The 22,481-nt window shown below is 71.0% G+C and carries 21 protein-coding genes and 1 other RNA gene; 10 read left to right on the plus strand and 12 right to left on the minus strand.

All coding sequences use genetic code 11. The features are described from left to right. Positions 1 to 15: 15 nt before the first annotated feature. Positions 16 to 969, minus strand: a complete 954-nt coding sequence (miaA, locus tag G472_RS0103475; RefSeq protein WP_029007260.1) for a tRNA (adenosine(37)-N6)-dimethylallyltransferase MiaA — start codon at positions 967 to 969, stop codon at positions 16 to 18. A 158-nt stretch (positions 970 to 1,127) separates the two neighbouring features. On the opposite strand from miaA, the gene serB reads away from it, so the two are divergent. The 3 genes from serB (at position 1,128) to G472_RS36720 (ending at position 4,708) form a co-directional block, all read left to right on the plus strand. Beyond that, positions 1,128 to 2,024: a phosphoserine phosphatase SerB gene (gene serB / locus G472_RS0103480; protein WP_029007261.1), complete on the plus strand. Its 897-nt coding sequence runs from the start codon at positions 1,128 to 1,130 to the stop codon at positions 2,022 to 2,024. Positions 2,025 to 2,113: 89 nt separating this feature from the next. Continuing rightward, on the plus strand, positions 2,114 to 2,713 hold the full coding sequence (locus G472_RS0103485; RefSeq protein ID WP_029007262.1) for a hypothetical protein: 600 nt from the start codon (positions 2,114 to 2,116) through the stop codon (positions 2,711 to 2,713). 192 nt (positions 2,714 to 2,905) lie between these two features. Beyond that, positions 2,906 to 4,708, plus strand: coding sequence for a sensor histidine kinase (locus G472_RS36720; protein ID WP_051340271.1), 1,803 nt, complete (start codon positions 2,906 to 2,908; stop codon positions 4,706 to 4,708). Between the two features lie 9 nt (positions 4,709 to 4,717). Here the strand turns inward: G472_RS36720 and G472_RS0103495 are convergent, their stop codons facing one another. The 4 genes from G472_RS0103495 to hflK form a co-directional block, all read right to left on the minus strand. Further along, positions 4,718 to 6,199 (minus strand): DegQ family serine endoprotease, encoded by a 1,482-nt coding sequence (locus G472_RS0103495; protein WP_035690749.1) that lies wholly within the window; start codon positions 6,197 to 6,199, stop codon positions 4,718 to 4,720. A gap of 247 nt (positions 6,200 to 6,446) precedes the next feature. Then, positions 6,447 to 6,635 carry a DUF2065 domain-containing protein gene (locus tag G472_RS0103500; RefSeq protein WP_029007264.1) on the minus strand — a complete coding sequence of 63 codons (189 nt, stop codon included), beginning with the start codon at positions 6,633 to 6,635 and terminating at the stop codon, positions 6,447 to 6,449. Positions 6,636 to 6,762: 127 nt separating this feature from the next. Then, a complete protein-coding gene (gene hflC / locus G472_RS0103505) occupies positions 6,763 to 7,755 on the minus strand; it encodes a protease modulator HflC (protein WP_029007265.1) in 993 nt (330 codons plus the stop codon). Positions 7,756 to 7,766: 11 nt separating this feature from the next. Continuing rightward, complete coding sequence (gene hflK, locus G472_RS0103510) at positions 7,767 to 8,942, minus strand: FtsH protease activity modulator HflK (RefSeq protein WP_029007266.1); 1,176 nt, start codon at positions 8,940 to 8,942, stop codon at positions 7,767 to 7,769. Between the two features lie 150 nt (positions 8,943 to 9,092). Here hflK and apbC point away from each other — a divergent pair, with 150 nt between their 5' ends. After that, on the plus strand, positions 9,093 to 10,226 hold the full coding sequence (gene apbC / locus G472_RS0103515; RefSeq protein WP_029007267.1) for an iron-sulfur cluster carrier protein ApbC: 1,134 nt from the start codon (positions 9,093 to 9,095) through the stop codon (positions 10,224 to 10,226). Positions 10,227 to 10,248: 22 nt separating this feature from the next. On the opposite strand, the gene G472_RS0103520 is transcribed toward apbC, so the two are convergent. The 4 genes from G472_RS0103520 to G472_RS0103535 all read right to left on the minus strand — a co-directional run bounded on the left by G472_RS0103520 (position 10,249) and on the right by G472_RS0103535 (position 14,217). Next, complete coding sequence (locus G472_RS0103520; protein ID WP_029007268.1) at positions 10,249 to 11,460, minus strand: adenylate/guanylate cyclase domain-containing protein; 1,212 nt, start codon at positions 11,458 to 11,460, stop codon at positions 10,249 to 10,251. An 85-nt stretch (positions 11,461 to 11,545) separates the two neighbouring features. Next, on the minus strand, positions 11,546 to 12,343 hold the full coding sequence (locus G472_RS0103525) for an ABC transporter ATP-binding protein (RefSeq protein WP_029007269.1): 798 nt from the start codon (positions 12,341 to 12,343) through the stop codon (positions 11,546 to 11,548). Further along, positions 12,340 to 13,239: an ABC transporter permease gene (locus G472_RS0103530; protein ID WP_029007270.1), complete on the minus strand. Its 900-nt coding sequence runs from the start codon at positions 13,237 to 13,239 to the stop codon at positions 12,340 to 12,342. Before G472_RS0103530 ends, G472_RS0103525 begins: the two co-directional genes overlap by 4 nt. Positions 13,240 to 13,248: 9 nt before the next feature. Further along, positions 13,249 to 14,217 (minus strand): ABC transporter substrate-binding protein, encoded by a 969-nt coding sequence (locus tag G472_RS0103535; RefSeq protein ID WP_029007271.1) that lies wholly within the window; start codon positions 14,215 to 14,217, stop codon positions 13,249 to 13,251. Between the two features lie 156 nt (positions 14,218 to 14,373). Here G472_RS0103535 and G472_RS0103540 point away from each other — a divergent pair, with 156 nt between their 5' ends. Next, positions 14,374 to 14,556 (plus strand): hypothetical protein, encoded by a 183-nt coding sequence (locus G472_RS0103540; RefSeq protein ID WP_029007272.1) that lies wholly within the window; start codon positions 14,374 to 14,376, stop codon positions 14,554 to 14,556. A gap of 89 nt (positions 14,557 to 14,645) precedes the next feature. Further along, positions 14,646 to 15,023 carry a DUF983 domain-containing protein gene (locus tag G472_RS0103545; protein ID WP_035690751.1) on the plus strand — a complete coding sequence of 126 codons (378 nt, stop codon included), beginning with the start codon at positions 14,646 to 14,648 and terminating at the stop codon, positions 15,021 to 15,023. A gap of 10 nt (positions 15,024 to 15,033) precedes the next feature. On the opposite strand, the gene G472_RS0103550 is transcribed toward G472_RS0103545, so the two are convergent. Continuing rightward, positions 15,034 to 16,905 carry an O-linked N-acetylglucosamine transferase, SPINDLY family protein gene (locus G472_RS0103550; RefSeq protein ID WP_029007274.1) on the minus strand — a complete coding sequence of 624 codons (1,872 nt, stop codon included), beginning with the start codon at positions 16,903 to 16,905 and terminating at the stop codon, positions 15,034 to 15,036. Between the two features lie 12 nt (positions 16,906 to 16,917). Then, positions 16,918 to 17,856 carry an FAD-dependent thymidylate synthase gene (gene thyX, locus G472_RS0103555; RefSeq protein WP_029007275.1) on the minus strand — a complete coding sequence of 313 codons (939 nt, stop codon included), beginning with the start codon at positions 17,854 to 17,856 and terminating at the stop codon, positions 16,918 to 16,920. Positions 17,857 to 17,941: 85 nt separating this feature from the next. On the opposite strand from thyX, the gene ssrA reads away from it, so the two are divergent. The 3 genes from ssrA to G472_RS0103565 all read left to right on the plus strand — a co-directional run bounded on the left by ssrA (position 17,942) and on the right by G472_RS0103565 (position 19,210). Beyond that, positions 17,942 to 18,307, plus strand: a transfer-messenger RNA (tmRNA) gene (gene ssrA, locus G472_RS37875). A 46-nt stretch (positions 18,308 to 18,353) separates the two neighbouring features. Then, positions 18,354 to 18,842, plus strand: a complete 489-nt coding sequence (locus tag G472_RS0103560) for an SspB family protein (protein ID WP_029007276.1) — start codon at positions 18,354 to 18,356, stop codon at positions 18,840 to 18,842. 8 nt (positions 18,843 to 18,850) lie between these two features. Further along, a complete protein-coding gene (locus G472_RS0103565; protein WP_029007277.1) occupies positions 18,851 to 19,210 on the plus strand; it encodes a TfoX/Sxy family protein in 360 nt (119 codons plus the stop codon). Between the two features lie 9 nt (positions 19,211 to 19,219). Here the strand turns inward: G472_RS0103565 and G472_RS0103570 are convergent, their stop codons facing one another. Continuing rightward, entirely contained in the window at positions 19,220 to 19,417 is a 198-nt protein-coding gene (locus G472_RS0103570) for a hypothetical protein (protein WP_029007278.1), read from the minus strand. A 166-nt stretch (positions 19,418 to 19,583) separates the two neighbouring features. Here G472_RS0103570 and polA point away from each other — a divergent pair, with 166 nt between their 5' ends. Further along, positions 19,584 to 22,448 carry a DNA polymerase I gene (gene polA, locus G472_RS0103575; protein WP_029007279.1) on the plus strand — a complete coding sequence of 955 codons (2,865 nt, stop codon included), beginning with the start codon at positions 19,584 to 19,586 and terminating at the stop codon, positions 22,446 to 22,448. The last annotated feature ends 33 nt before the right edge of the window (positions 22,449 to 22,481 follow it).

Below are 22,481 nucleotides of genomic sequence, written 5' to 3' on the forward strand. Positions count from 1 at the left end.
GCGTCCTCCTGCGACTCAGCCACGCAATTCCGCTGCGGCCAGCCGCAGAATGGCATCACGTTGCGCCGGAGAGTAGAGCGAAGAAATGGTATGGCAGCCATGCTGCCCTATCAACTGATGGCGGAACCAGGTGACCTGCCGCTTGGCGTAGCGCCGGGTCGACTGCTGGGCCAGCCCGATCGCCTCGTCCAGCGTCAGGTCGCCGTGCAGGTGGCGGCGCAGTTCCGGCACCCCCAGCGCCTTCATGGCCGGCAGGTCGGGATCGAGGCCGAGCGCGTCAAGGCGCCGCACCTCCTCGGCGGCCCCCCGCCGCACCATGGCGACGAAACGGCCGTCGCCGGCGGCGTAGAGGGCGGGGCGCGGCGGGTCGATCACCAGCACCAGGAACGACAGGCCGGGCGGCGGCCCCTCGGCGGTGTCGCGCTGCCACTCCGACAGGGGCCGGCCGGTGGCTTCCAGCACCTCCCGGGCGCGGGTCAGGCGGGTCGTGTCGCCGGGATTCAGCCGGACGGCGGCGGGGTCGCGCGCCACCAGCTCGGCCCGGAACGCCTCGCCGCCCAGAACGCGCAGCCGGTCCCGGACGGCGCGGCGGATCGCGTCGGGCACCGCCGGCACCGCGCACAGGCCCTGCATCAGCGCCCTGAGGTAAAGCCCGGTGCCGCCGACCACCACGGGCACCCGCCCCTGCGCCCGGGCCGCGGCGATCTCCGCCAAAGCCATGTCCCGCCAGCGCGCCGCCGAGCCGCGCTCGGCCGCCGGCAGCACGCCGTAGAGGACGTGCGGCACCCGGGCCAGGTCTTCGGCCGCCGGCCGCGCCGTCACCACGTCCAGCTCGCGGTAGAGCTGCATGCTGTCGGCGTTGACCACCGTGCCGCCGAACTCCGCCGCGAGGTCGACGGCCAGCGCCGACTTGCCCGACGCCGTCGGGCCGCCGATCACGATGACGGGGGCGTTGCGATCCTCGGCCATGCTCGTCCCTCTCCGTTCTCCCTCGATCAACAGGCGGCGCCCGCTACCGGAATTAACCGATTGCGGCGATTCCCGCCATGGCCACGCCGCGATGGGCGGTTGGCCGCGGCCGACCGGCTGTGGTAGGGAGCAGCGCGCCCACCGCCGGATTCCCCGCCATGAACGCCGTCATCACCCTGATCGCCGCCCCCGCCGCCCCGTTCGACGAGGACGCGGCGCTCGCCGCGCGCGCCGCCCTCGAAGCGCTGGGCGCCGAAACCGCCCGGCCCGACTGGCTGGCGCCGGGCACCGCCTGCGACGTCGCCTTCAACCGGCTGGTGCCGGAGCAGGCGGAGGCCGCGGCCCGGCAGGCGCTCGGCGATTTGCCCGTCGACATCGTGGCCCAGCCGCTGGAAGGCCGCCGCAAGCGGCTGCTGATCGCCGACATGGAATCGACCATCATCCACCAGGAGATGCTGGACGAGCTGGGCGACTACGTCGGCATGAAGGAGCGCATCGCCGCCATCACCGCCCGCGCCATGAACGGGGAAATCGACTTCCGCGACGCCCTGCGTGAACGGGTGGCGCTGCTGAAGGGGCTGCCGGCCGGCGTGCTGGACGAGGTGTGGGAGCGCGCCCGGCTGATGCCCGGTGCGCGCTCCCTGGTCGCCACCATGAAGGCGAACGGCGCCTACTGCGTCCTGGTCTCCGGCGGTTTCCGCTGCTTCACCGCGCGGGTGCGCGACTGGGTGGGGTTCGACGAGGACCAGGGCAACGACCTGGAGGTCGCCGACGGCACTCTGACCGGCCGCCCGGTCGAGCCGATCCTCGACCGCGACAGCAAGCTTCAGGCGCTGGTTCGCTTCGCCGCGGCGCAGCGCGTGCCGATGGCCGGAACGCTGGCGGTCGGCGACGGCGCCAACGACCTGCCCATGCTGCTCGCCGCCGGGCTGGGCATCGCCTTCCGCGCCAAGCCGGCCGTCGCGGCGGAAGCGCGCGCCCGCGTCGATCACGGCGATCTCACGGCCCTGCTCTACGCACAGGGCTATCGTGCCGGAGACATTGCGGAGTCCTGAGAGGTCGGCGCGCCGGACGGATTGACCGCCCCTCCCCCACCGGTGGTAGGGTCGCCGACGTTCCGTTCGTCCGCGCGATGGAGATGCCCATGCGCCGCCCCGTGCGCCCCCACGTTCCGGCCTGCGCCGCGCTGCTGCTGGCCCTGACGGCCCTGCCGGCATCGGCACAGGACGCCGACTTCGCGCGCGGCTACATCATCCCTCTGGACGAGGAGATCGTGGTGCCCCGGCCCGGCCTGCGGGAGCGCGCGGCCGACCGGGCCCTCGACGCCTGGCGCAGCCTCTCCGAAGGCGCTGCGGAGGCGACGGCAAAGGCCGGAGCCACCATCGCCCCGGTGGTGCGGGAGTTGAAGGATGCGGTGGCCCCCGCGCTGGACGCCGCCGAACGGACCCTGGGCCCCACCGCCGCCACCGTCGGCGACACCATCACCCGGGTCGCCGCACCGGCCATCGTCGGCGTTGAGACGGGCGCCGGACGGGTCTGGTCGGAGGCGGAGATCCTCGCCGACGATGCCCGCGACGCCGCCGGCCGCCTCGCCGTGTCCCTGGCGGACACCGCGGCCGAGGTGCGCGCCCACCCGGCCATGCAGACCATGGCCGACGTCGGCATCCTCTGGCGGGTCGCCGAAGGTGCGGCGGTCACCCTGCTGGTCGGCGGCATGGCCTGGCGCAAGCTGCGCGGTGCCTGATTCGGCCGGAACATGATCCCTTCCATTCTGCAGATCAATGCCGTGGCATTGATCGGGAAGGGCTCGCCGTCGGCATCCGTCCGATGCCGACGGTGTGAGCGGCGGCATCGCCGCCCTATCCGGAATCGTCCTTGATCCGGCCGACCGGGACCGCACCAATGGCCGCGGACCCTTCCGCCGTACCCTGGTTCGATGTCTCTGATACTCCGTCTCCTCCTCGTCATCCTTCTGACGTTGCTCCCGGCCGTGGCCGTGGTGACCTACATGCAATGGGACCTGCGGGGGCGCATGCTCGCCGCCGTCCACGAGGACGCACTGACTCTCGCCAGCCTGGCCGTATCCGAACAGGATGAGGTCCTGGAAGGGGCGCGCAACCTGATGATGGCATTGGACGCCATGCTGCGGCCGGACGTCGCGGCGACGGTGTGCGACCGGCTGCCGCCTCCGGTCGAGCCGGAGTACGCCCGCTATGCCGCCATCGCCATCATGGCCGCCGACGGCGGCATCCTGTGCGCGACCGGGGGGACGCATGCTGACGATCTCGCCGCGATCGTCGCCGGCCGCCACCGGCCGGAGACCGCACCGGTCGGGTTCACGGTGGACGAGCGGCGGCGGTGGCGCGACGGATACGTCCTGCCGCTCCTGTACCCGCTGCACGGCGCGGCCGGCGAGACGGACGGTGTGATGGTCCTGCTTCTCGACCTGGACTGGCTCGACACCGCGCTCCGCGACCGGCCGCTGCCGGCGGACGCGACGCTGATCGCCGTCGACCGCAGCGGCAACGTGCTGGCACGCGTCCCGGGCCCCGCGACGGCGGACAGCGCGACACCGGCAGCGGACAGCTTTCCCGTGCTGACCCGCCTCGGAGGAAGCGGCACCGTCGAGATGCCCGGGGTCAACGGCGTCCTGCGTGTGTTCGGCTTCGCCGCCACCGACACCGGCGACCTGTTCGTGGCCGTCGGCCTGAATCGCGCCGCCGCGACGGCGGCCATCGACCGGACGACGTTGTGGGGCGTGGCGGTGATCGCCCTGGCCCAGTCGCTGGCCTTCGCCATCGCCTGGATCGGGCACCGTCGCCTGGTGCTGGCGCCGCTGCGCCGGTTGGGCATGGCCGCCCGTCGGTGGCGCGAGGGGGACAGCGCGGCCCGCGTCGGGCCGATGAACGCCCCGCCGGAACTGCGCGGGCTCGGCGAGGCGTTCGACCGCATGGCCGACTCGCTGGCGCAGCGGGAGCGGGATCTGCGCGACGCCTATCGGGTGGCGGAGGATGCGAACACCGTGAAGAGCCGCCTGCTGGCCGCCGCCGGCCACGATCTGCGCCAGCCCCTGCAAGCCATCGCCCTGGCCACGGAGGCCCTGCGCACCACGGTGTCGGAGCCACCGCAGCACCGCATGCTCGACCTGATCGACCGCGGATCGCGCAAGCTCGGACGGGCGCTGGACACCCTGCTCCAGGCGTCCATGCAGCGCTTCCACCGGCCCGAGCCGCGGCACCGGGTCTTTCCGGTCCGCGACCTGCTGGACGAGGTGGCCGATGAATGGACCCTCCCCGCCCGGGACAAAGGGCTGGAGCTGCGCGTCCTGCCCTGCACGCTGGAGGTGGACAGCGACCGCGACATGCTGGCGACCATCGTCAACAACCTGGTCGCCAACGCCGTGCGCTACACCGACCGCGGCCGCATCGTCGTCGGCTGCCGGCGCTCCGCAACCTTGGTGTCGATCAGCGTCCTGGACACCGGCATCGGCATCGCGCCGGAGATGCTGGACACCATCTTCGAAGAGTTCCGCCAGGTGTCGTCGAGCCGCCGCGAAGGGTTCGGCCTCGGCCTGGCCATCGTCCGCCGCACCGCCGACCTGCTGGGGCACCGGATGACCGTCGACTCCCGGCCCGGTCGGGGGTCGTGCTTCACCATCCACGTCCCGCGCGCCCATCCACCGGGCAGGAAAACGGCGCCGGAGGCGACTGCCGCCGGCGCCGTGAACCGCATGCCCTGACGGGCGTCGTCAGCCCTGGCCGAGCGGCAGGGCGACGAACCGCAGGTCGCCCTGACGGTCGATCAGCAACAGGATCGACTTGCGACCCTGCTCACGCGCCTTCTGCACCCGCGACGTCACGTCGGACGGCTGGCGGACCTCCTCCTGACCGACCTCGACGATGACGTCACCGGCGCGCAGTTCCTTCTCCGCGGCCGGGGAACCACCCTGCACTTCGGTGACCACGACGCCCTTCAGCTCCGCCTTCAGGCCAAACTGCTGGCGCAGCTCCTGGGTGATGCCCGAGAGCTTGAGGCCGAGCGTCTCGCTGGTCGGCGCAGCCGGGCCCGGAGCGGGTCGCCCCTCGCCGGGGGTGGCGGCCAGCAGGCCGGACTCCTCGGCTGCCTCCAGCTCGCCCACCTTGACCTGGACGGTTTCGGCCTTGCCCCGGCGCCACACCTCCACCGGAACGGTGCGGTCGATCGGGGTTTCCGCCACCACGCGCGGCAGGCGGCGCATCTCTTCGATCATACGGCCGTTGAACTTGGTGATGACGTCGCCGGGCTGCACGCCGGCGTCGGCCGCCGGGCCACCGGGGGTCACCGAAGCCACCAGCGCGCCGTGGGCGCCGGACAGCCCCAGGCTCTCGGCGATCTCCGGCGTCACCGCCTGGATGCGCACGCCCAGCCAGCCGCGGCGGGTGCGCCCGTGGTCCTTGAGCTGCTCGATCACCGAGCGGGCGAGATTGGCGGGAATGGCGAAACCGATGCCCACCGAACCGCCCGACGGCGAGAAGATGGCGGTGTTGATGCCGATGACCTCGCCGTTGAGGTTGAACATCGGGCCGCCGGAGTTGCCGCGGTTGATCGAGGCGTCGGTCTGCAGGAAGTCGTCGTAAGGGCCGGCGTTGATGTCGCGCTGGCGGGCGGAGATGATGCCCGCGGTGACCGTGCCGCCCAGGCCGAAGGGGTTGCCGATCGCCACCACCCAGTCACCGACACGCATGGCGTCGCTGTCGCCGAAGGGAACGGCGACCAGCGGATGGCCGGTCTTGATCTTCAGCAGCGCCAAGTCGGTCTTGGGATCGCGGCCGACCAGCTCCGCCTTGATGTTGGTGTCGTCCTGCAGGATGACGGTGATCTCGTCGGCGTCCTGGATGACGTGGTTGTTGGTGACCACGTAGCCTTCCCCGGCGTCGATGATGAAGCCGGACCCCAGCGAGGTGGAGCGGCGCGGCGGCGCATCGGGCTGCTGGTTGCGGTCGAAGAAGTCCCGGAAGAACTCCTCGAACGGCGAGCCCGGCGGGAACTGCGGCATCTCCGGCCGGCCGCCGGGCGGGCCACCCTGGTTGCGCTGGGGCGCCGACTGGCTGGTGGAGATGTTGACGACCGCCGGCAGAAGCCGCTCGGCCAGATCGGCGAAGCTCGCGGGGGCCGGGCGCGACTGCGCGGCGGCCGGCGCGCTGACGGCCACCATCAGCGCCCACAGGAGTGCGGCGATCAAGGGAAGCATAGCCGCACGACCGGAGTCGGCGGCGGTCAAAAACGGTCGAATGCGGTCCACTGGAGTTGTCTCCCTGCCACGAACATCGCCGCACTTTCGGGGGGTGCGCCCGGCACGTCCGTCCCGAAAGGTGCACTGTCCCGCCAGCGGATGTAAGCCGCGGAGCGCCCGCCTTCAAGCGAACGCCCGCAGCCGCGCCCGCGGTCGGGATTCCGGACTATGCCGCCACGAGTATGATCGAAAAAAGGCGCAGCGGCTACGCCCCGCGCAAAAGCCACACGATGGCGACACCCGCCGCCGCCGCGCACAAACCGCCCAAACGCAGACTGCCCTCGGGAAGGATCAGCGCCTCCGCGATGACGCGGCGCATCGTCCCCGGAAACAAGGCGTACAGCGCCCCTTCGATCACCAGGATCAGGGCCAGGGCGGTCCACAGCTCATCCATCGGCGCTCACATGGACGTTACCGGAAAAAGGAAAGGCGCCCGCCCGCCCCTGACCCGCAAACGGCGGGACAAGGAGCGGACGGGCGCCACGGGTCGACGGGGGCGCATCACCCCCGGCCGGCCGGCGTCACTCAGCCGGCAACGGGGTCACGGCCGGGGCGGGAGCCACCGCCGGGGCCACCGGAGCCACCGGGAGCGGCGACGGCAACTGGGCCGCTTCCGGGGCCTGCGGGATCGGCGTCGTCGCGGTCATCATCCCGTTCGTCCCGGCGCCGAAGTAGCGGAAGAACTCGCCGTTCGGCGACAGGACGAGCGTGGTGTCGTCCTGGTTCAGGGCGTTGCGGTAGGCTTCCAGCGAGCGGTAGAACCCGTAGAACTGCGGGTCCATGGAGGTTGCCTCGGCGATGATCTGGAAGGCCTGGTTGTCGCCTTCACCGCGCAGGATCTGCGAATCGCGCTGGGACTCGGCCAGGATCACCGTGCGCTCGCGCTCGGCGCGGGACCGGATCTGCTGCGCCTGCTCCTGCCCCTGAGCGCGGGCCTCGGACGCCTCGCGTTCGCGTTCGGAGCGCATCCGGGCGAAGATCGCCTGGCTGGTCTCTTCCGGCAGGTCGGCGCGGCGGATGCGGACGTCGACGATCTCGATGCCGAAGCGCCGGGCTTCCTCGTTCACCTGGTCGCGGATGTCGTTCATCACCCGGGCGCGCTCGTCCGACAGGACGGCAAGCAGGGTGACGCTGCCCAGCACGCGGCGCAGCGACGAGTTGACGATGGCGTTGAGGCGGGTTTCGGCAACCGCCTCGGTGCCCGCGGTCTGGAAGAAGCGCAGCGGATCGACGATGCGGTAGCGGGCGAAGGCGTCGACATCGAGACGCTTCTGATCGGCCAGGATGACCTGTTCGACCGGCGGATCCAGGTCGAGCACGCGGCGGTCCATCATCACCACGTTCTCAACGAAGGGAACCTTGGCCTTCAGACCGGGTTCCTGGATGACGCGGCGCGGTTCACCGAGACGGACCACCAGGCCCTGTTCGGCTTCGTTGACCGTGAACAGCGACGCCGAGGCGACGATGCCCATGACGATGACGGCGATACCGGCGATGAGGAGGGAACGGTTCATGGTCTGTCTCCTCACTGCGTGCGCTGCTGTGCCTGAGCCGGCTTCGGCTGCACCGGGGCACCGCCCCGCGACTGAAGCTGGTTCAACGGCAGGTACGGCACGACGCCCTGCCCGCCCTGGGCGTCGGCGTCGATGATCACCTTGTTGGCGCCGCGCAGGATGCTCTCCATCGTCTCCAGGTAGAGACGCCTGGCGGTGACATCCTTGGCACGGGCGTAAGCGTCGTAGACCTTGCGGAAGCGTTCGGCATCACCCTGTGCCAGGGCCACGGTCTGCTCCCGGTAGGCCGAAGCCTCCTGGATCAGGCGTTCCGCCTCGCCTCGGGCGCGCGGGATGATGTCGTTGCGGTAGGCTTCCGCCTCGTTGCGCAGGCGTTCGCGGTCGGCACGGGCGCGCTGCACGTCGTTGAAGGCGTCGATGACCGGCGACGGCGGGTCGGACTTCTGCAACTGGACCTGGGTGATCTCGATGCCCGACCGGTACTCGTCCAGCATCGTCTGCAGGAGACGCTGGGTCTGCTGCTCGATCTGCTGGCGCGCTTCGGTCAGGGCCGGCTGCAAATCGGTGCGGCCGATGACCTCGCGCATGGCGCTTTCCGCCGCCTTCTTCACCGTCACCTCGGGGTCGCGGATCTTGAACAGATACTCGCCCGCGTCCTTGATGACCCAGAAGACGGTGAAGTCGATGTCGATGATGTTCTCGTCGCCCGTGAGCATCAGCGACTCGTCGGGCACGTCGCGGTCGCCGCGGCGACCGTCGGTGGCCGAGCGGTAGCCGACCTCGATGCGGTTGACGCGCGTGACCTTCGGGGTCAGCGCCGTCTCGATCGGGGCCGGCAGGTGGTAGCGCAGGCCCGGCTGCTCGGTGCGCACCCATTCGCCGAAGCGAAGGACGACACCCTGCTCGTCCGGCTCCACCCGGTAGATGCCGCTGAGACCCCAGATGACCGCCAGCACCAGCACCACCGCGGCGATGCCGCGGCCACTGCCGAAGCCGCCGGGCATCACCCGCTTCAGGCGGTCCTGGCTGCGTCGCAGCAGGTCCTCAAGGTCGGGCGGCTGCGGGCCGCCACCGGTGCCGCCGCCTCCGGGCGGACGACCCCATGGATTCTGGCCGCCCCCACCACCGTTGGGAGGCGGACCCCAGGGGCCGCCGCCGCCGCCCCCACCCTGATTGCTCCAAGGCATTCCTGTCAGTCCCCTTGTGCTCTCTCGATCGCCGGCAAGCCGGTCCCTTTACCCTTGTCGCCGGCCCGCACTATAGTGCCTCCTCCGTTGGAGGCATAACGATGCCGACGGTTATCCGCCAATATCGGGAAGAAGCCGGAGTTTTCAACCATGGCAAAGGTCACTGAGGAACAGGTCGTCGGCGCGCTGAAGTCCGTGACGGACCCGGATCGCGGGGCGGATATCGTCAGCCTGAACATGTTGTCGGGCCTTGTGATTCGCGACGGAAACGTGGCGTTTTCCATCGAGGTGGATCCGGCCCGCGGGGCACAGGCGGAGCCCATCCGACACGCCGCAGAAAAAGCCGTGGAGGCACTTCCCGGCGTCCTTTCGGTCACCGCGGTGCTCACCGCCCACCGCGCCGCCGGTCAGGAAGCGCCCCGGCCGCAGCAGAGCCACGGTCATGCTCACGCCCATGACCACGGGCAAGGCCGGCAGGAGAAGGCGCTGGTGCCGGGCGTCAGGGCCATCGTCGCGGTGGCGTCGGGCAAGGGCGGCGTCGGCAAGTCGACCACCGCCGCCAACCTGGCGCTGGCGCTGGCGGCCAACGGCCGCAAGGTCGGGCTGCTGGACGCCGACATCTATGGGCCGTCGATGCCGCGCATGCTGGGCATCCAGGGCCGCCCGGTCAGCCACGACGGCCACACGCTGGAACCCATGGAGAACTACGGCATCAAGGTGATGTCCATGGGCTTCCTGGTGCCCGAGGACACGCCGATGATCTGGCGCGGGCCGATGGTGATGAGCGCGCTCCAGCAGATGCTGGGCGACGTCAACTGGGGCGAGCTGGACGTGCTGATCGTCGACATGCCGCCGGGCACCGGCGACGCCCAGCTCACCATGGCGCAGCAGGTGCCGCTGGCCGGTGCCGTCATCGTGTCGACGCCCCAGGACATCGCCCTGCTGGACGCCCGCAAGGGGCTGAACATGTTCCGCAAGGTCGACGTGCCGGTGTTCGGCATCATCGAGAACATGAGCTATTTCTGCTGCCCCAACTGCGGCCACCGCTCCGACATCTTCAGCCACGGCGGCGCCCGCAAGGAAGCCGAGGCGCTGGGCACCGACTTCCTCGGCGAGATCCCGCTGGACATCGCCATCCGCGCGACCTCCGACGAAGGCCGCCCCATCGTCGTCTCCCAGCCGGAGTCGGAGCACGCCGTGGTCTACCGCGCCATCGCCACCGAGGTGTGGGAGAAGATCGAAGGCGGCCGGCGCCGCGGCGCGCCGAAGTTCGTGGTGCAGTGAAGCGGCAGGCGGCGGAGGTGTCCTAATCCGCCGCCTCCGGGTCCAGGGTGAACAGTTCCTGCGGGCGGGCGACGCCGCGCAGCAGGTAGCGGCCGACCGACACCAGGCGCTGCCGGCACTCCGGCGACGCCGCGGCGAAGGCGGAGGACAGCAGCACCTCCTGGTCGAGCGACCGGCACATGGCGGCGATCCGGCTGGCCTCGTTGACGGCCGGGCCGATCACCGTGAAATCCAGCCGGTCGGCGCTGCCGACGTTGCCGTAGAAGACGGTGCCCTGGTGCAGGGCCAGCGAAAAGCGCGTCACCGGCAGACCGTCGGCGGCGCGGCGGGCGTTGACGGCGTCGACACGCTCGCGGGCCGTCGCGGCGGCCGACAGGGCGGCCAGGCAGGCGTCGGCGGTGCCCTCCATGGGGAAGATGGCGAGGATGCCGTCGCCGATGAACTTCAGCACCTGTCCGCCGGCCCCGTGGACGGCGTTGACCACCGCGTCGGCGTAGTCGTTCAGCAGCGGAATGACCAGCTCCGGGGCCGCCGTGTCGGAGATCCGGGTGAATCCCCGAAGGTCGCTGAACCACAGCACGGCGCTGATCTTGTCCGTCACGCCGCGGCGGATGCGGCCGGCCAGCACGCGCGCGCCGGCGTCGCGGCCGAGATAGGTGCCGGCCAGCGTCTCGGCGATGGTGAAGATCATCTGGGCGCGAAACGCGGTCGCCAGGACACCCACCAGGGTTTGCAGCGACTCGATCTGGGACTCGCTGAATCCCTCCGGCGCGCGGGTGCTCCACGACGAGAAGACGAAATCCAGCTCACCGATCCGCGCCGTCGCGGCCAGCCGGTAGGCGATGCAGACGTAGTCTGTGGAACCGGCCTCCCGCAGCTCCCTGACCTTGGGGAACTCGGCACCGGCCGCGGGGTCGCTCAGGCGCAGGCGCAGGCAGGTGTCGTGACGCTCGTACATGCTGAAGAACGGGCTGCTCCGCCAGCGGTCGTCGGCGTCCGGATCGCCGGTGGTGTCGTACTCCACCAGCTGCTCGCCGCCGCCGTCGCTCCAGGTCACCACCCGGCCGGTCACCGTGGGGTGCAGCGTGTCGGCGCCCATCATGCCGCGCCACACGGGCACGCCGGCCTCCTGCAGGCGACGGCAGAATCCGCCCAGGAGTTCCGCCTCGCCGACACCGGCATGGGCGGCGGCGTTGATCCAGTCGATGATCGCGATGATCTGCAAGGGGTCCATGGGCGCCACCATAGCAGCCCCGGCCGCGGCGGTGCAGCGCTCCTGCGCCGTACCACCCGGCCATAACACCCGTGCGGAGTGCCCGCTAGCCGATCAGCAGATCGTCGTCGCTCAGCTCCACACCGCCGCGCTGCCGGGCGAACAGGGCCAGCAGGTGGGGCACGTCGAGGCCGGCGCGCTCCTCCCCCGCCACGTCGAGGACGATCCGGCCCTCGTGCAGCATGACCGTGCGGTCGCCGTAATCCAGCGCCTGGCGCATGGAATGGGTGACCATCAGCGCCGTCAGGCGCTTGTCCGCCACGAATCGGCGGGTGAGGTCCAGCACGAAGTCCGCCGTCGCCGGGTCGAGGGCGGCGGTGTGCTCGTCCAGCAGCAGGATCTTGCAGCCGGCCAGCGTCGCCATCAGCAGGCTTACCGCCTGGCGCTGGCCGCCGGACAGCAGCCCCATGCGGTCGCCCAGCCGGTTCTCCAGGCCGAGGCCCAGCTCGGCGATGCGGTCGCGGAAGGCATCGCGGCGGTCGTGCCCCAGCGCCCGGCCGAGGCCGCGCCGGCGCCCGCGCGCCGCCGCCAGCGCCATGTTCTCCTCGATGGACAGAGTGGCGCAGCTCCCCGCCAGCGGGTCCTGGAAGACGCGGGCGACGTACGCGGCGCGGCGCGGCGTCGGCCAGCGGGTGACGTCGAGCCCGTCGATGGCGACGCGGCCCGACTCGGGCAGGACGTCGCCGGCCAGGGCCGCCAGGATGGTGGATTTGCCGGCCCCGTTGGAACCGATCACCGTGACGAACTGGCCTTCGGGAATCGCCAGGTCGACACCGCGCAGAGCGTGCTTCTCCAGCGCCGTGCCGCGGCCGAAGACGACGTGGAGGTCGGACACCTCGATCATTTGCCACCCCGCGCCGCGGCCTTGCCCGCCCGCAGCCGGAGCTGCGGCAGGATCAGCGCCACCGCCACCAGGGCCGCGGTGACCAGGTTGAGGTCGGACGCCTGCAGCCCGATGACATCGGCCGTCAGGGCAAGCTGGACCGCCAGGCGGTAGAGGATCGAGCCGATCACGCAGGCGATCAGCGCCCACGCCAGCGCGCGCAGGGGCAGCACCGTCTCGCCGACGATGACCGCCGCCAGCCCGACGACGATGGTGCCGATTCCCGACGTCACGTCGGCGAAGCCGTTGGTCTGGGCGAACAGGGCGCCGGCCAGCGCCACCAGCCCGTTGGACAGGGCCATGCCGACGTAGATGTGCAGGTTGGTGTTGATCCCCTGGGCGCGCGCCATGCGGGCGTTGACGCCGGTGGCGCGCATGGCCAGCCCGAACTCGCTGGTCAGGAACCACGCCAGCAATGCCACCACCACCGCCACGACCACCAGCACGAACAGCGGCCGCAGCAAATGGTCCGGCAGCCCCAGCCCGTAGAAGGGGGTGAGCATGGTGTCCTGCATGATGATCGCCACGTTCGGCCGGCCCATGACGCGCAGGTTGATGGAGAACAGCGCGATCATGGTGAGGATCGACGCCAGCAGGTGCAGGATGCGGAACCGCACGTTGAGTGTCGCCGTCACCAGCCCGGCGCAGGCCCCGGCCACGATGGCCAGGGCGCTGGCGAGCCACGGGTCGCTGCCGGCGACGATCAGCGTCGCCGCCACCGCGGCCCCCAGCGGGAAGCTGCCGTCCACCGTCAGGTCCGGAAAGTCGAGCACCCGGAAGGACAGGAACACGCCCAGCGCCACCAGCGCGTAGACGAGGCCGATCTCCACCGCGCCGAAGAAGGCGATCTCGCTCATGATCGTCCGTTACTTCCCGACCACCTTGGTGGCCCGGCCCAGCACGCTGTCGGGGATGGCGAAGCCCATGGACTCGGCGGCGGCGGGGTTGACCACCAGGTTGGTGCCGCTGGCGACGCGGACGGGGATGTCCGCCGGCTTCTCGCCCTTCAGCACCCGCGCCACGACAGCGCCGGTCTGCTTGCCCAACTCGAAATAGTCGAAGCCCATGCTGGCGGCGGTCCCCCGTTCGACGCTGTCGGTGTCGGCGGAGAAGATCGGCAGGTCGGCCTGCGCCCCCACCTGGATCAGCGCTTCCAGGGCGGAAACGACCGTGTTGTCCAGCGGCACGTACACCGCGTCGGCCTTGCCCACCAGGCTGCGGCCCGCCGCCTGCACGTCGGCCGACTTGGTCGCCGTCGCCTCGACGACGGTCAGGCCCCTGGCGGTGGCCTCATCCTTCAGAACCTTGACCATGGTGACCGAGTTGGGCTCACCCGGATTGTAGACGACGCCGATCCGCCGGGCGTTGGGCAGGATCTCGGTGATCAGGGCGACGTGGTCGCCCACCGGGGCCATGTCGGACAGGCCGGTGACGTTGCCCCCCGGCTGTTCCATGCTTCGCACGAGCTGGGCGCCCACGGGATCGGTGACGGCGGTGAAGACGACCGGCACGTCGCGGGTGGCGGCGACCACCGCCTGTGCGGAGGGGGTGGAGATCGGCACGATCACATTCGGCCGCTCTCCGACGAACTTGCGGGCGATCTGCGCGGCGGTGGCGGGATTGCCCTGGGCGCTCTGATAGTTGACGGTCAGTGTCTCGCCCGGCGTGAAGCCCGCTTCCTTCAACGCGGCGATCACGCCGTCGCGGGTGGCGTCCAGCGCCGGGTGCTCGACGATGGCGGTGATCGCCACCGTCTTCATCCGATCGTCCGCCAGGGCCGGTGTCGCCAGCGCCCCGCCGAGCGCAGCCGCCAGCACGATCCGCGAAATCCGCATGCTCTGTCCTCCCACCATGGTCCGGGTTTCCGCCGGCGCCGTTGCGCGCCAGAATGTTGACCCACAGCCGTAGACGGCACCGCGCGGCCCGTCAAGAAGCCGATTCGGCATGACGGGCCGGACAGGCGGACCGGGTGGAGGAAGCCCATAAGCCCCATGACGCCCGGACCGGAGGATCCCCGCGACGCCCGCATCCGCGAGCTGGAGATGGCGCTGGAGGACGTGGCCGCCGAGGCACGTGCCGCCGGCCATGCCCTGTGCGCCCATGAGGTGCAAATGCGCCTGGAGAACATCGCCCGGCGCATCGAAGAGGTGCGCCGCACGCTTCACCGGGAATGATGCGGCACCCCGGCGAACGGCCTACAGTGTTCCGCCCGACCAACGGGACCATAAGAACAACCGCTCCCTTACGGGGCCAAGGGGTAGAGATGAGTTCGCAATCCTTTCAGCCGCGCTCGAAGCTGACCGCGGCCCTGCGCGGCTTCGCCGGCCAGTGCCCGTGCTGCGGCCGCGGCGCGCTGCTGCACCGCTATCTGAAGCCGGTGGAGCGGTGCAGCCATTGCGGCGAGGCGTACGGCCACCTGCGCGCCGACGACGCACCGCCGTGGATGACCATCTTCATCGTCGGCCACATCGTCGTTCCCCTGCTGCTGTCGGTGGAACAGTCCTACCAGCCGCCGCTGTGGCTGCACTTCGCCCTGTGGCCGACGCTGGCGCTGGCGCTGACCCTGCTGCTGCTGCCGCGCTGCAAGGGGGTGATCCTGGGCATGCTGTGGGCGACGGGGGCCAGGGAAGCCGGGACCTGACCCGCGGGGCCTATCCGAAGGCAAGCGTGAAGGACGCCGGCCGCAGGCCGGCGGCGTGGCGCTGCCACATGGTGCGCCACGCCGCTTCCAGGGCACGGGTGAAGCGCACGCCGTCGCAGGCGGGCGAGCGGCGCACCCGCTCGCGCAGCCCCGTGCGCAACGCGCCCAGGCGTACGGGGTCGGCGGCCAGCGCCGCGGCGACGGACACGTACGGGTCCGGCCCGTCGGTGGTCAGCTCCGTCAGGCCGGCCGAGGTCAGGTGGGTTACGCCGTGGCGGGCGCAGAACCGCTCACCGCCAAGGGTCACCACGGGCACGCCCATCCACAGGGCCTCCAGCGTCGTCACCCCGCCGGCGTACGGAAAGGGGTCGAGCGCCACGTCGATGTCCGCATAGGCCGCCAGGAAGTCGCGCCGCGGCAGGCCACCGGCCAGAGTCAGGCGGGCGGGGTCGACGCCGCCGGCCGCGAACAGGGCGCGCACGCGGGCTGCTGTGCCGGGATCGCCGAGCTGGGGTGTGCGCAGCACCAGCCGGGAGTCCGGCACCGCCGCCAGAACCCGCGCCCACAGAGCGGCCACGGCACCGTTCAGCTTCACCAGCGTGTTGAACGACCCGAAGGTGGCATGGCCGCGGACGGTGAGGGGCGGCGGTGCCGGCTCCGGCGCGTCGGCGGGCGGGGCCCAGGGGACGTACGCGTCTGGAAGGCGCACGATGGCCTCGGTCCCGTACGCCTCCGCCCCCTCGGGGCTCTGGCGCGAATCGGAGATCAGGTAATCCATCGCCGGCAGGCCGGTGGTGCCGACATAGCCGGCCCAGGTCGCCTGCACCGGCGCCGGACGGCGGGCGAACACCGGCAGCCGGTTGCCGAAGGTGTGGCCGGCCAGGTCGACCAGGATGTGGATGCCATCGGCGCGCACCGTGCGCTCCAGCGCGTCGTCGTCCAGGCCCGTGGTCCACACCCAGCGCTCCGCCAGGGCGCGCAGCCGGTCGGTGGTGGCGTCGGGGTTAGCCGTATGGGCGTAGCAGATGACCTCGAACGACCGGCGGTCCAGCGCCTCCAGCACCGGTTCGACGAAGGACCCGACGGGGTGGGCGCGGAAGTCCGGCGACACCAGGCCGATCCTCAGCCGCGGTGCCGGCGCCGGGGTGGCCGGCGGTGGCCGGTCCGGATGGCGGCGGCCCCACGCGGCGTGGGCCGCCGCCAGTGCCGCGGTGTCGCAGCGGGCGTCGTATTGCAGCAGCGACAGTCGCATAGCGTGCAGGGAATCGGCCTCCGGGTGGAGGACCAGCGCCCGGCCCGCAGCGGCCAGCGCCTCGTCCGGCCGGGCCTGCTGGGCCAGCGCCCGGGCGGCGCGGTTGCCCTGCACCTCCGCCCGGTCGGGCGCGCGGACCAGGGCGGCGCGGTAGGCGCCGTCGGCCGCTTCCAGCCGGTTCATCTCGGCCAGCGCGTTGCCCAGGTTGTACGGGTGCACCCAGCTCTGCGGCTCCAGCGCCATGGCGCGGCGGTAGCATGCGGCGGCCGCCTCACGCTCGGCCCGGGCGCGCAACAGCACGCCGGCGTTGGCCCATGCCGCCGCGTCCGCCGGGAACAGCGCCAGCGCCGCCCGGTAGGCGGACGGCGCCCGCGCCGCGGCCGCGCATTCCAGCAACCCCTCGCGGGCGGCGGTCAGGCCGGGATCGATGGCCAGGGCACCGGCATAGGCCAGGGCGGCGGCGGTGGGATCGCCCTGCTGTTCCAGCACCAGCCCCAGATTGGCCCGCCACGCCGCCACGCCGGGGTCGGCGGCGATGGCCCGTTCGATCAGGGCCCGCGCCTCCGCCGGGCGGCCGGCCCGGGCGGCGTCCACGCCCTGCCGGTGCAGCGATTCGCCCTCGCCGGCCACGGCGGCGTTCCCTCAGGCGTCGCGCCCGAGGGACTCCATCAGCTCCCGCCACTCCCGCTTGGACAGGCCGCTGCCTTCCTGTGCCACCGCCTCGCCGGCCAGCAGGCGCTTCACCACCGCCAGGCCGCTGCGCGACAGGTGCGCGCCGCCCATGCGGTACTCACTGAAGGCGTCGAACACGGCGGGCACCCAGCGCCGGACGATGTCCAGCATGGCCTCGGCGTAGACGCGGATCTCGTACTGGGCGTGGGTGTCGGCGCGCAGGGACAGGAAATGCAGCAGGTTGTGCAGATCCACCTTCCAGTACCACTGAGTATAGAAGTTCAGCGGCAGGTTCATGCGCGCCAGTTCCCGCGCCAGCCCCTGACGGCCCTCGTCCAGGGTGGTGCCGTCCTCGCGCAGGTTCAGCATCTCCTCGTAATGGGCGTAGCATTGCTCCGCATCGGCGCGCAGCAGGGCCAGCACGCGGGCCGCCTCCTCGCCCTGAAGCACGTCGCCGCGCCCCTGGCGGTTGACGACGGCCTGGGCGCCGAGCTGATCGGGTGCCGGAATGTAGAACTCCCGGTCGAGGATCGAATAGCGCGCGGAGTATTCGTTGACGTTGGCCGTGCGGTGGCGAATCCACTGGCGCGCCACGAAGATCGGCAGTTTGACGTGGAATTTGATCTCGCACATCTCGAACGGGGTCGAGTGGCGGTGGCGCATCAGGTATTTGATCAGCCCGGCGTCCTCGGTGACCTTCCGGGTGCCCTTGCCGTAGGAGACCCGCGCCGCCTGGACGACCGCGGAATCGTCCCCCATGTAGTCCACCACCCGCACGAAACCGTGGTCGAGGACGGGGACCGGCTCGTACAGGATGTCTTCCAGGGCCGCGACGGTGGCGCGGCGGGTCGGGGTCTCAACGGCGCGCTGCCGGTCGATCTCGGCGCGCTGTTCGGGCGTGATGGGCATGGCAACTCCACTCCTCGGCGGGGCGCACTCTACCCCGTCCGGGGCGCGGGTGGAGTCCAATTTATTGCGGCGGCGATGCGCAAGCCCTCTTTCATCATCCCGCGGAACCCCCTATATTCTCCCTGTCGGTCGCACCGACTATGGCGATAAACGCCTTGTGGAATAAGCGTTGCGGACCCGGGGGCAGTACCCGGCGCCTCCACCAATCTCCCACCGGCGGGGTTCCCGGCGGCGGGTTCATGGGGGCGAAACAGGATCGACGCGCGTGGTAAAGGCAGGGTCTTCGCCCGGCATGGTTCCGCCGTTATCGGGCCATTGCAATAGTTGCCAACGACAACGTTGCTCCGGTTGCCGTCGCCGCGTAATGCGGTTAGGTGATCGAAATCAAATCCCTTGGGGGTAGCACTTCAAGGTGGGGCCGTGGGCCGCCTAGCAACAGAAGGCCCACACTTCTATCGGGGGCGACCGCCCCGCATCCGGGGGGAGCAGCGCCGTACATGCCGAAAGAGCAGCTTCGTTATGACAGGATGGTCGAAGCCGCCCTGCGCAGTGTGGTGCGCGATGCCATCGCGCAGGTCGCCGAGAACGGCCTGACCGGCAACCACCATTTCTATCTGACGTTCCGCACCGGCTATCCCGGCGTGCAGGTGCCCGATTTCCTGCGGGCGCAGTACCCCAACGAGATGACGATCGTTCTCCAGTTCCAGTTCTACGGGCTGGAGGTGAACGACACCGGCTTCGCGGTGACGCTCAGCTTCAACAACGTCCATGAACGGCTGGTCATCCCGTTCGCCGCCATCACCACTTTCGCCGACCCGTCGGTGAACTTCGCCCTGCAGTTCCAGCCGGCCGAACCGACGGAAGCCGCAGAGCCGGAGCCGCTGGCCGGGCGCACCGTCGCCTCCAGGCCGGACGACAAGTCCGCCCCGGCGGAGGAGCCCAAGCGGGGCGAGGTGGTGGCGCTCGACGCCTTCCGCAAAAAATAGCACCGGTCATGCCGTCGGCCCCGCCCGGCGGCTTTGCCGCCCTGGTGTGCGAGTTGCTGGCGCCGCTCGGCGACGTGCGGGCGCGGCGCATGTTCGGCGGGTACGGCATCTACCGCGACGGCGTGATGTTCGCGCTGATCACCGGCGAGGACCTGCTCTACCTGCGCACCGACGACGAGAACCGGCCCGCGTACGAGCAGGCCGGCCTGCCGGCGTTCCGGCCCTTCCCCGACAAACCCATGCGCATGCCCTACCACCGCCCGCCCGACTCGGTGTTGGACGATGGCGAGGAGATGCTCGCGTGGGCCGGCCCGGCGCTGACCGCGGCGCTGCGGGCGCAGGCGGCCAAGCCGAAGAAACGCCGGTAGCCACGGCGCTCAGCACGCCGGCGAATCCGGCCGCGTCAGGAAGGCGGGGTCCCCGTCGGGCGGCACCATCAGCACGGCGGGGCAGTCGCCGACCGAGGCGATCGGCTCGGCGCGGCGGTTGACCGCCTCGTTCACGGCCATGATGGCCAGCAGCAGCACCGCGGCGATCACCGCCCCCAGCTTCGCGTTCTCCAGCATGTCCGTCACGCTCCCATTCCCGGGTTCCGTCCCGACAACAGAACGGCGCGGCGGCCGGTCACGGTTCCCTGGGCAGGATGGCACCGGGAGAGGGCGTCCCGGTCGGAAGCGCGCTCGACTCCGGCGGCCCCTTCGGCCAAGTTAGCCGGAAACACCGGGACGGGACCATCGAGACATGACCGCCGAGACCGCGACCGAGCCGACCGCCGAGACGCCCGCAGCAACGGGCAGCCCGCTGTATCTGGTGGACGGGTCGGGCTTCATCTTCCGCGCCTTCCACGCGCTGCCGATGCTCACCCGTCCCGACGGCACGCCGGTGAACGCCGTGCTGGGCTTCACCAACATGCTGATGAAGCTGCTGGCCGACCTGCGCGCCGAAGCGGTGGCGGTGGTCTTCGATTCCAAGCGGGAGAACTTCCGCAACGCCATCTACGAGGCGTACAAGGCCCAGCGCCCCGAGCCGCCGGAGGAGCTGAAGCCCCAGTTCGCCCTGATCCGCGAGGCGACCGATGCCTTCTGCCTGCCCTGCCTGGAGCTGGAGGGGTACGAGGCCGACGACCTGATCGCCACCTACGCGCGCCTGGCCAGCGCCGCAGGGCGCGAGGTCACCATTGTGTCCTCCGACAAGGACCTCATGCAGCTCGTGCGGCCGGGCGTGCGCATGCTGGACCCCATCAAGAACAAGCCGATCGGCCCGGCCGAGGTGCAGGAGAAGTTCGGCGTCCCGCCGGAGAAGGTGGTGGACGTGCAGGCGCTGGCCGGCGACAGCGTCGACAACGTTCCGGGCGTCCCCGGCATCGGCGTGAAGACCGCCGCCCAGCTCATCACCGAATACGGCGACCTGGAGACCCTGCTGGCCCGCGCCGGCGAGATCAAGCAGCCGGCGCGCCGGCAGAAGCTCATCGACTTCGCCGAGCAGGCCCGGATCTCCCAACGCCTCGTCCGGCTGGAAGACCATGTGCCGGTGCCGGTGCCGGTGGACGACCTGAAGGTGCGCGAGCCGGATCACGGCAAGCTCATCGACTTCCTGCGCACCCAGGGCTTCCGCAGCGTCGTCACCCGGCTGGAGCACGAGTTGCTCAAGGACGGCAAGCTGGCGGACGGCGCGGGCGGCACCGCGCCGGCCCCCGTCGCCCTTCCCGCCGCGCCCACCGACGGCGAGGAGCCGGCGCCGCAGGCGCCGGTGCGCACCCTCCCCGCCCCGGCCGAGGTCCGCTACACGCTGATCCAGGACCTTGACGCGCTGGCGGCCTGGATCGCCGACGCCGAAGACACAGGCGTGCTCGCCGTCGACACGGAAACCGACTCGCTGACGCCGTCCACCGCCGCGCTGGTGGGGGTGTCGCTGGCCACGGCGGCGGGGCGGGCCTGCTACATCCCGCTGGGCCATGTCGACCCCCACGGCGGCGGCCAGCTCGCGCTGGGCGGCGAGGGGCCGACGCAGATCCCGGCGGAGGCCGCCATGGCCGCGCTGAAGGACCTGCTGGAGCGGCCGGACATCCTCAAGATCGGCCACAACTTCAAGTTCGACCACCAGCTTTTCGCCCGCCACGGCGTGCGGGTGGCGCCGGTGGACGACACCATGCTGATCTCCTACGTGCTGGAGGGCGGCGCCCACGGCCACGGCATGGACGAGCTGGCCCGGCTACACCTCGACCACACCACCATCAGCTTCGAGGAGGTCTGCGGCACCGGGAAGAACCGCATCACCTTCGACCGGGTGCCGCTGGACAAGGCGCTGGCCTATGCCGCGGAGGACGCCGACATCACCCTGCGTCTGTGGCAGGTGCTGAAGCCCCGGCTGGTGGACGCCCGCATGGTCACGGTCTACGAAACGCTGGAGCGGCCGCTGGTCCCCATCGTCGCCGACATGGAGCGGGCCGGCGTGCGCATCGACCGGGACGAGCTGCGCCGCCTGTCGCAGGACTTCGCCGACCGCCTGATCCGCATCGAGGCGGAGATCCACAGCCTGGCCCCCCGCCCCTTCAACGTCGGCTCACCCAAGCAACTGGGCGAGGTGCTGTTCGACGAGATGGGGCTGCAAGGCGGCAAGAAGGGCAAGACCGGCGCCTACTCGACCGACTCCAGCGTGCTGGAGGTTCTGGCCGAGCAAGGCAACGACATCGCCCAGAAGGTGCTGGACTGGCGCCAGCTCGCCAAGCTGAAGAGCACCTACACCGACGCCCTGCAGGAGATGGCGGATGCGAACGCCCGCATCCACACCTCCTTCTCCATGGCCCTGACCAACACCGGGCGCCTCAGCTCCACCGACCCCAACCTGCAGAACATCCCCGTGCGCACCGAGGAGGGCCGCAAGATCCGCCGGGCCTTCGTCGCCGACCCCGGCTGCACGCTGCTGTCGGTGGACTATTCGCAGATCGAACTGCGGCTGGTCGCCGAGATGGCGGGAATCGAGGCACTGAAGGCGGCGTTCCGCGACAACATCGACATCCACGCGATGACGGCGTCGCAGGTGTTCGGCGTACCGTTGGACGCCATGACGTCGGAGATCCGGCGCAAGGCCAAGGCGATCAACTTCGGCATCATCTACGGCATCTCCGGCTTCGGGCTGGGGCGCCAGCTCGGCATCTCCCCCGGCGAGGCCAACGCTTTCATCAAGGCGTACCTGGAGCGTTTCCACGAGTTGAAGGCGTGGATGGAGGCGATCAAGGTCTTTGCCCGCAAGAATGGCTATGTGGAGACGCTGTTCGGCCGCCGCTGCTTCATCCCCGGCATCCACGAGAAGAACCCGGCCCGCCGCGCCTTCGCCGAGCGCCAGGCCATCAACGCGCCGATCCAGGGCACCGCGGCCGACATCATGAAGCGCGCCATGGCCCGCATTCCCGGCGCCCTGGAGGCCGCCGGCTCGCGCGCCCGCCTGCTGTTGCAGGTGCACGACGAACTGTTGTTCGAGGTGCCGGCCGATGACGCCGAGGCCACCGCCGCCGTGGTCAAGCGCACCATGGAAGGTGCCGCGACGCTCGGCGTGCCCCTGGTGGCCGAGGCGGGCATCGGCGCCAGTTGGGCGGAGGCGCACTGAGCGCCGCCCGGCGATTCAGCGCGCAGCAACGAA

The sequence above is a fragment of the Azospirillum halopraeferens DSM 3675 genome, assembly GCF_000429625.1.
Lineage (GTDB): Bacteria > Pseudomonadota > Alphaproteobacteria > Azospirillales > Azospirillaceae > Azospirillum > Azospirillum halopraeferens.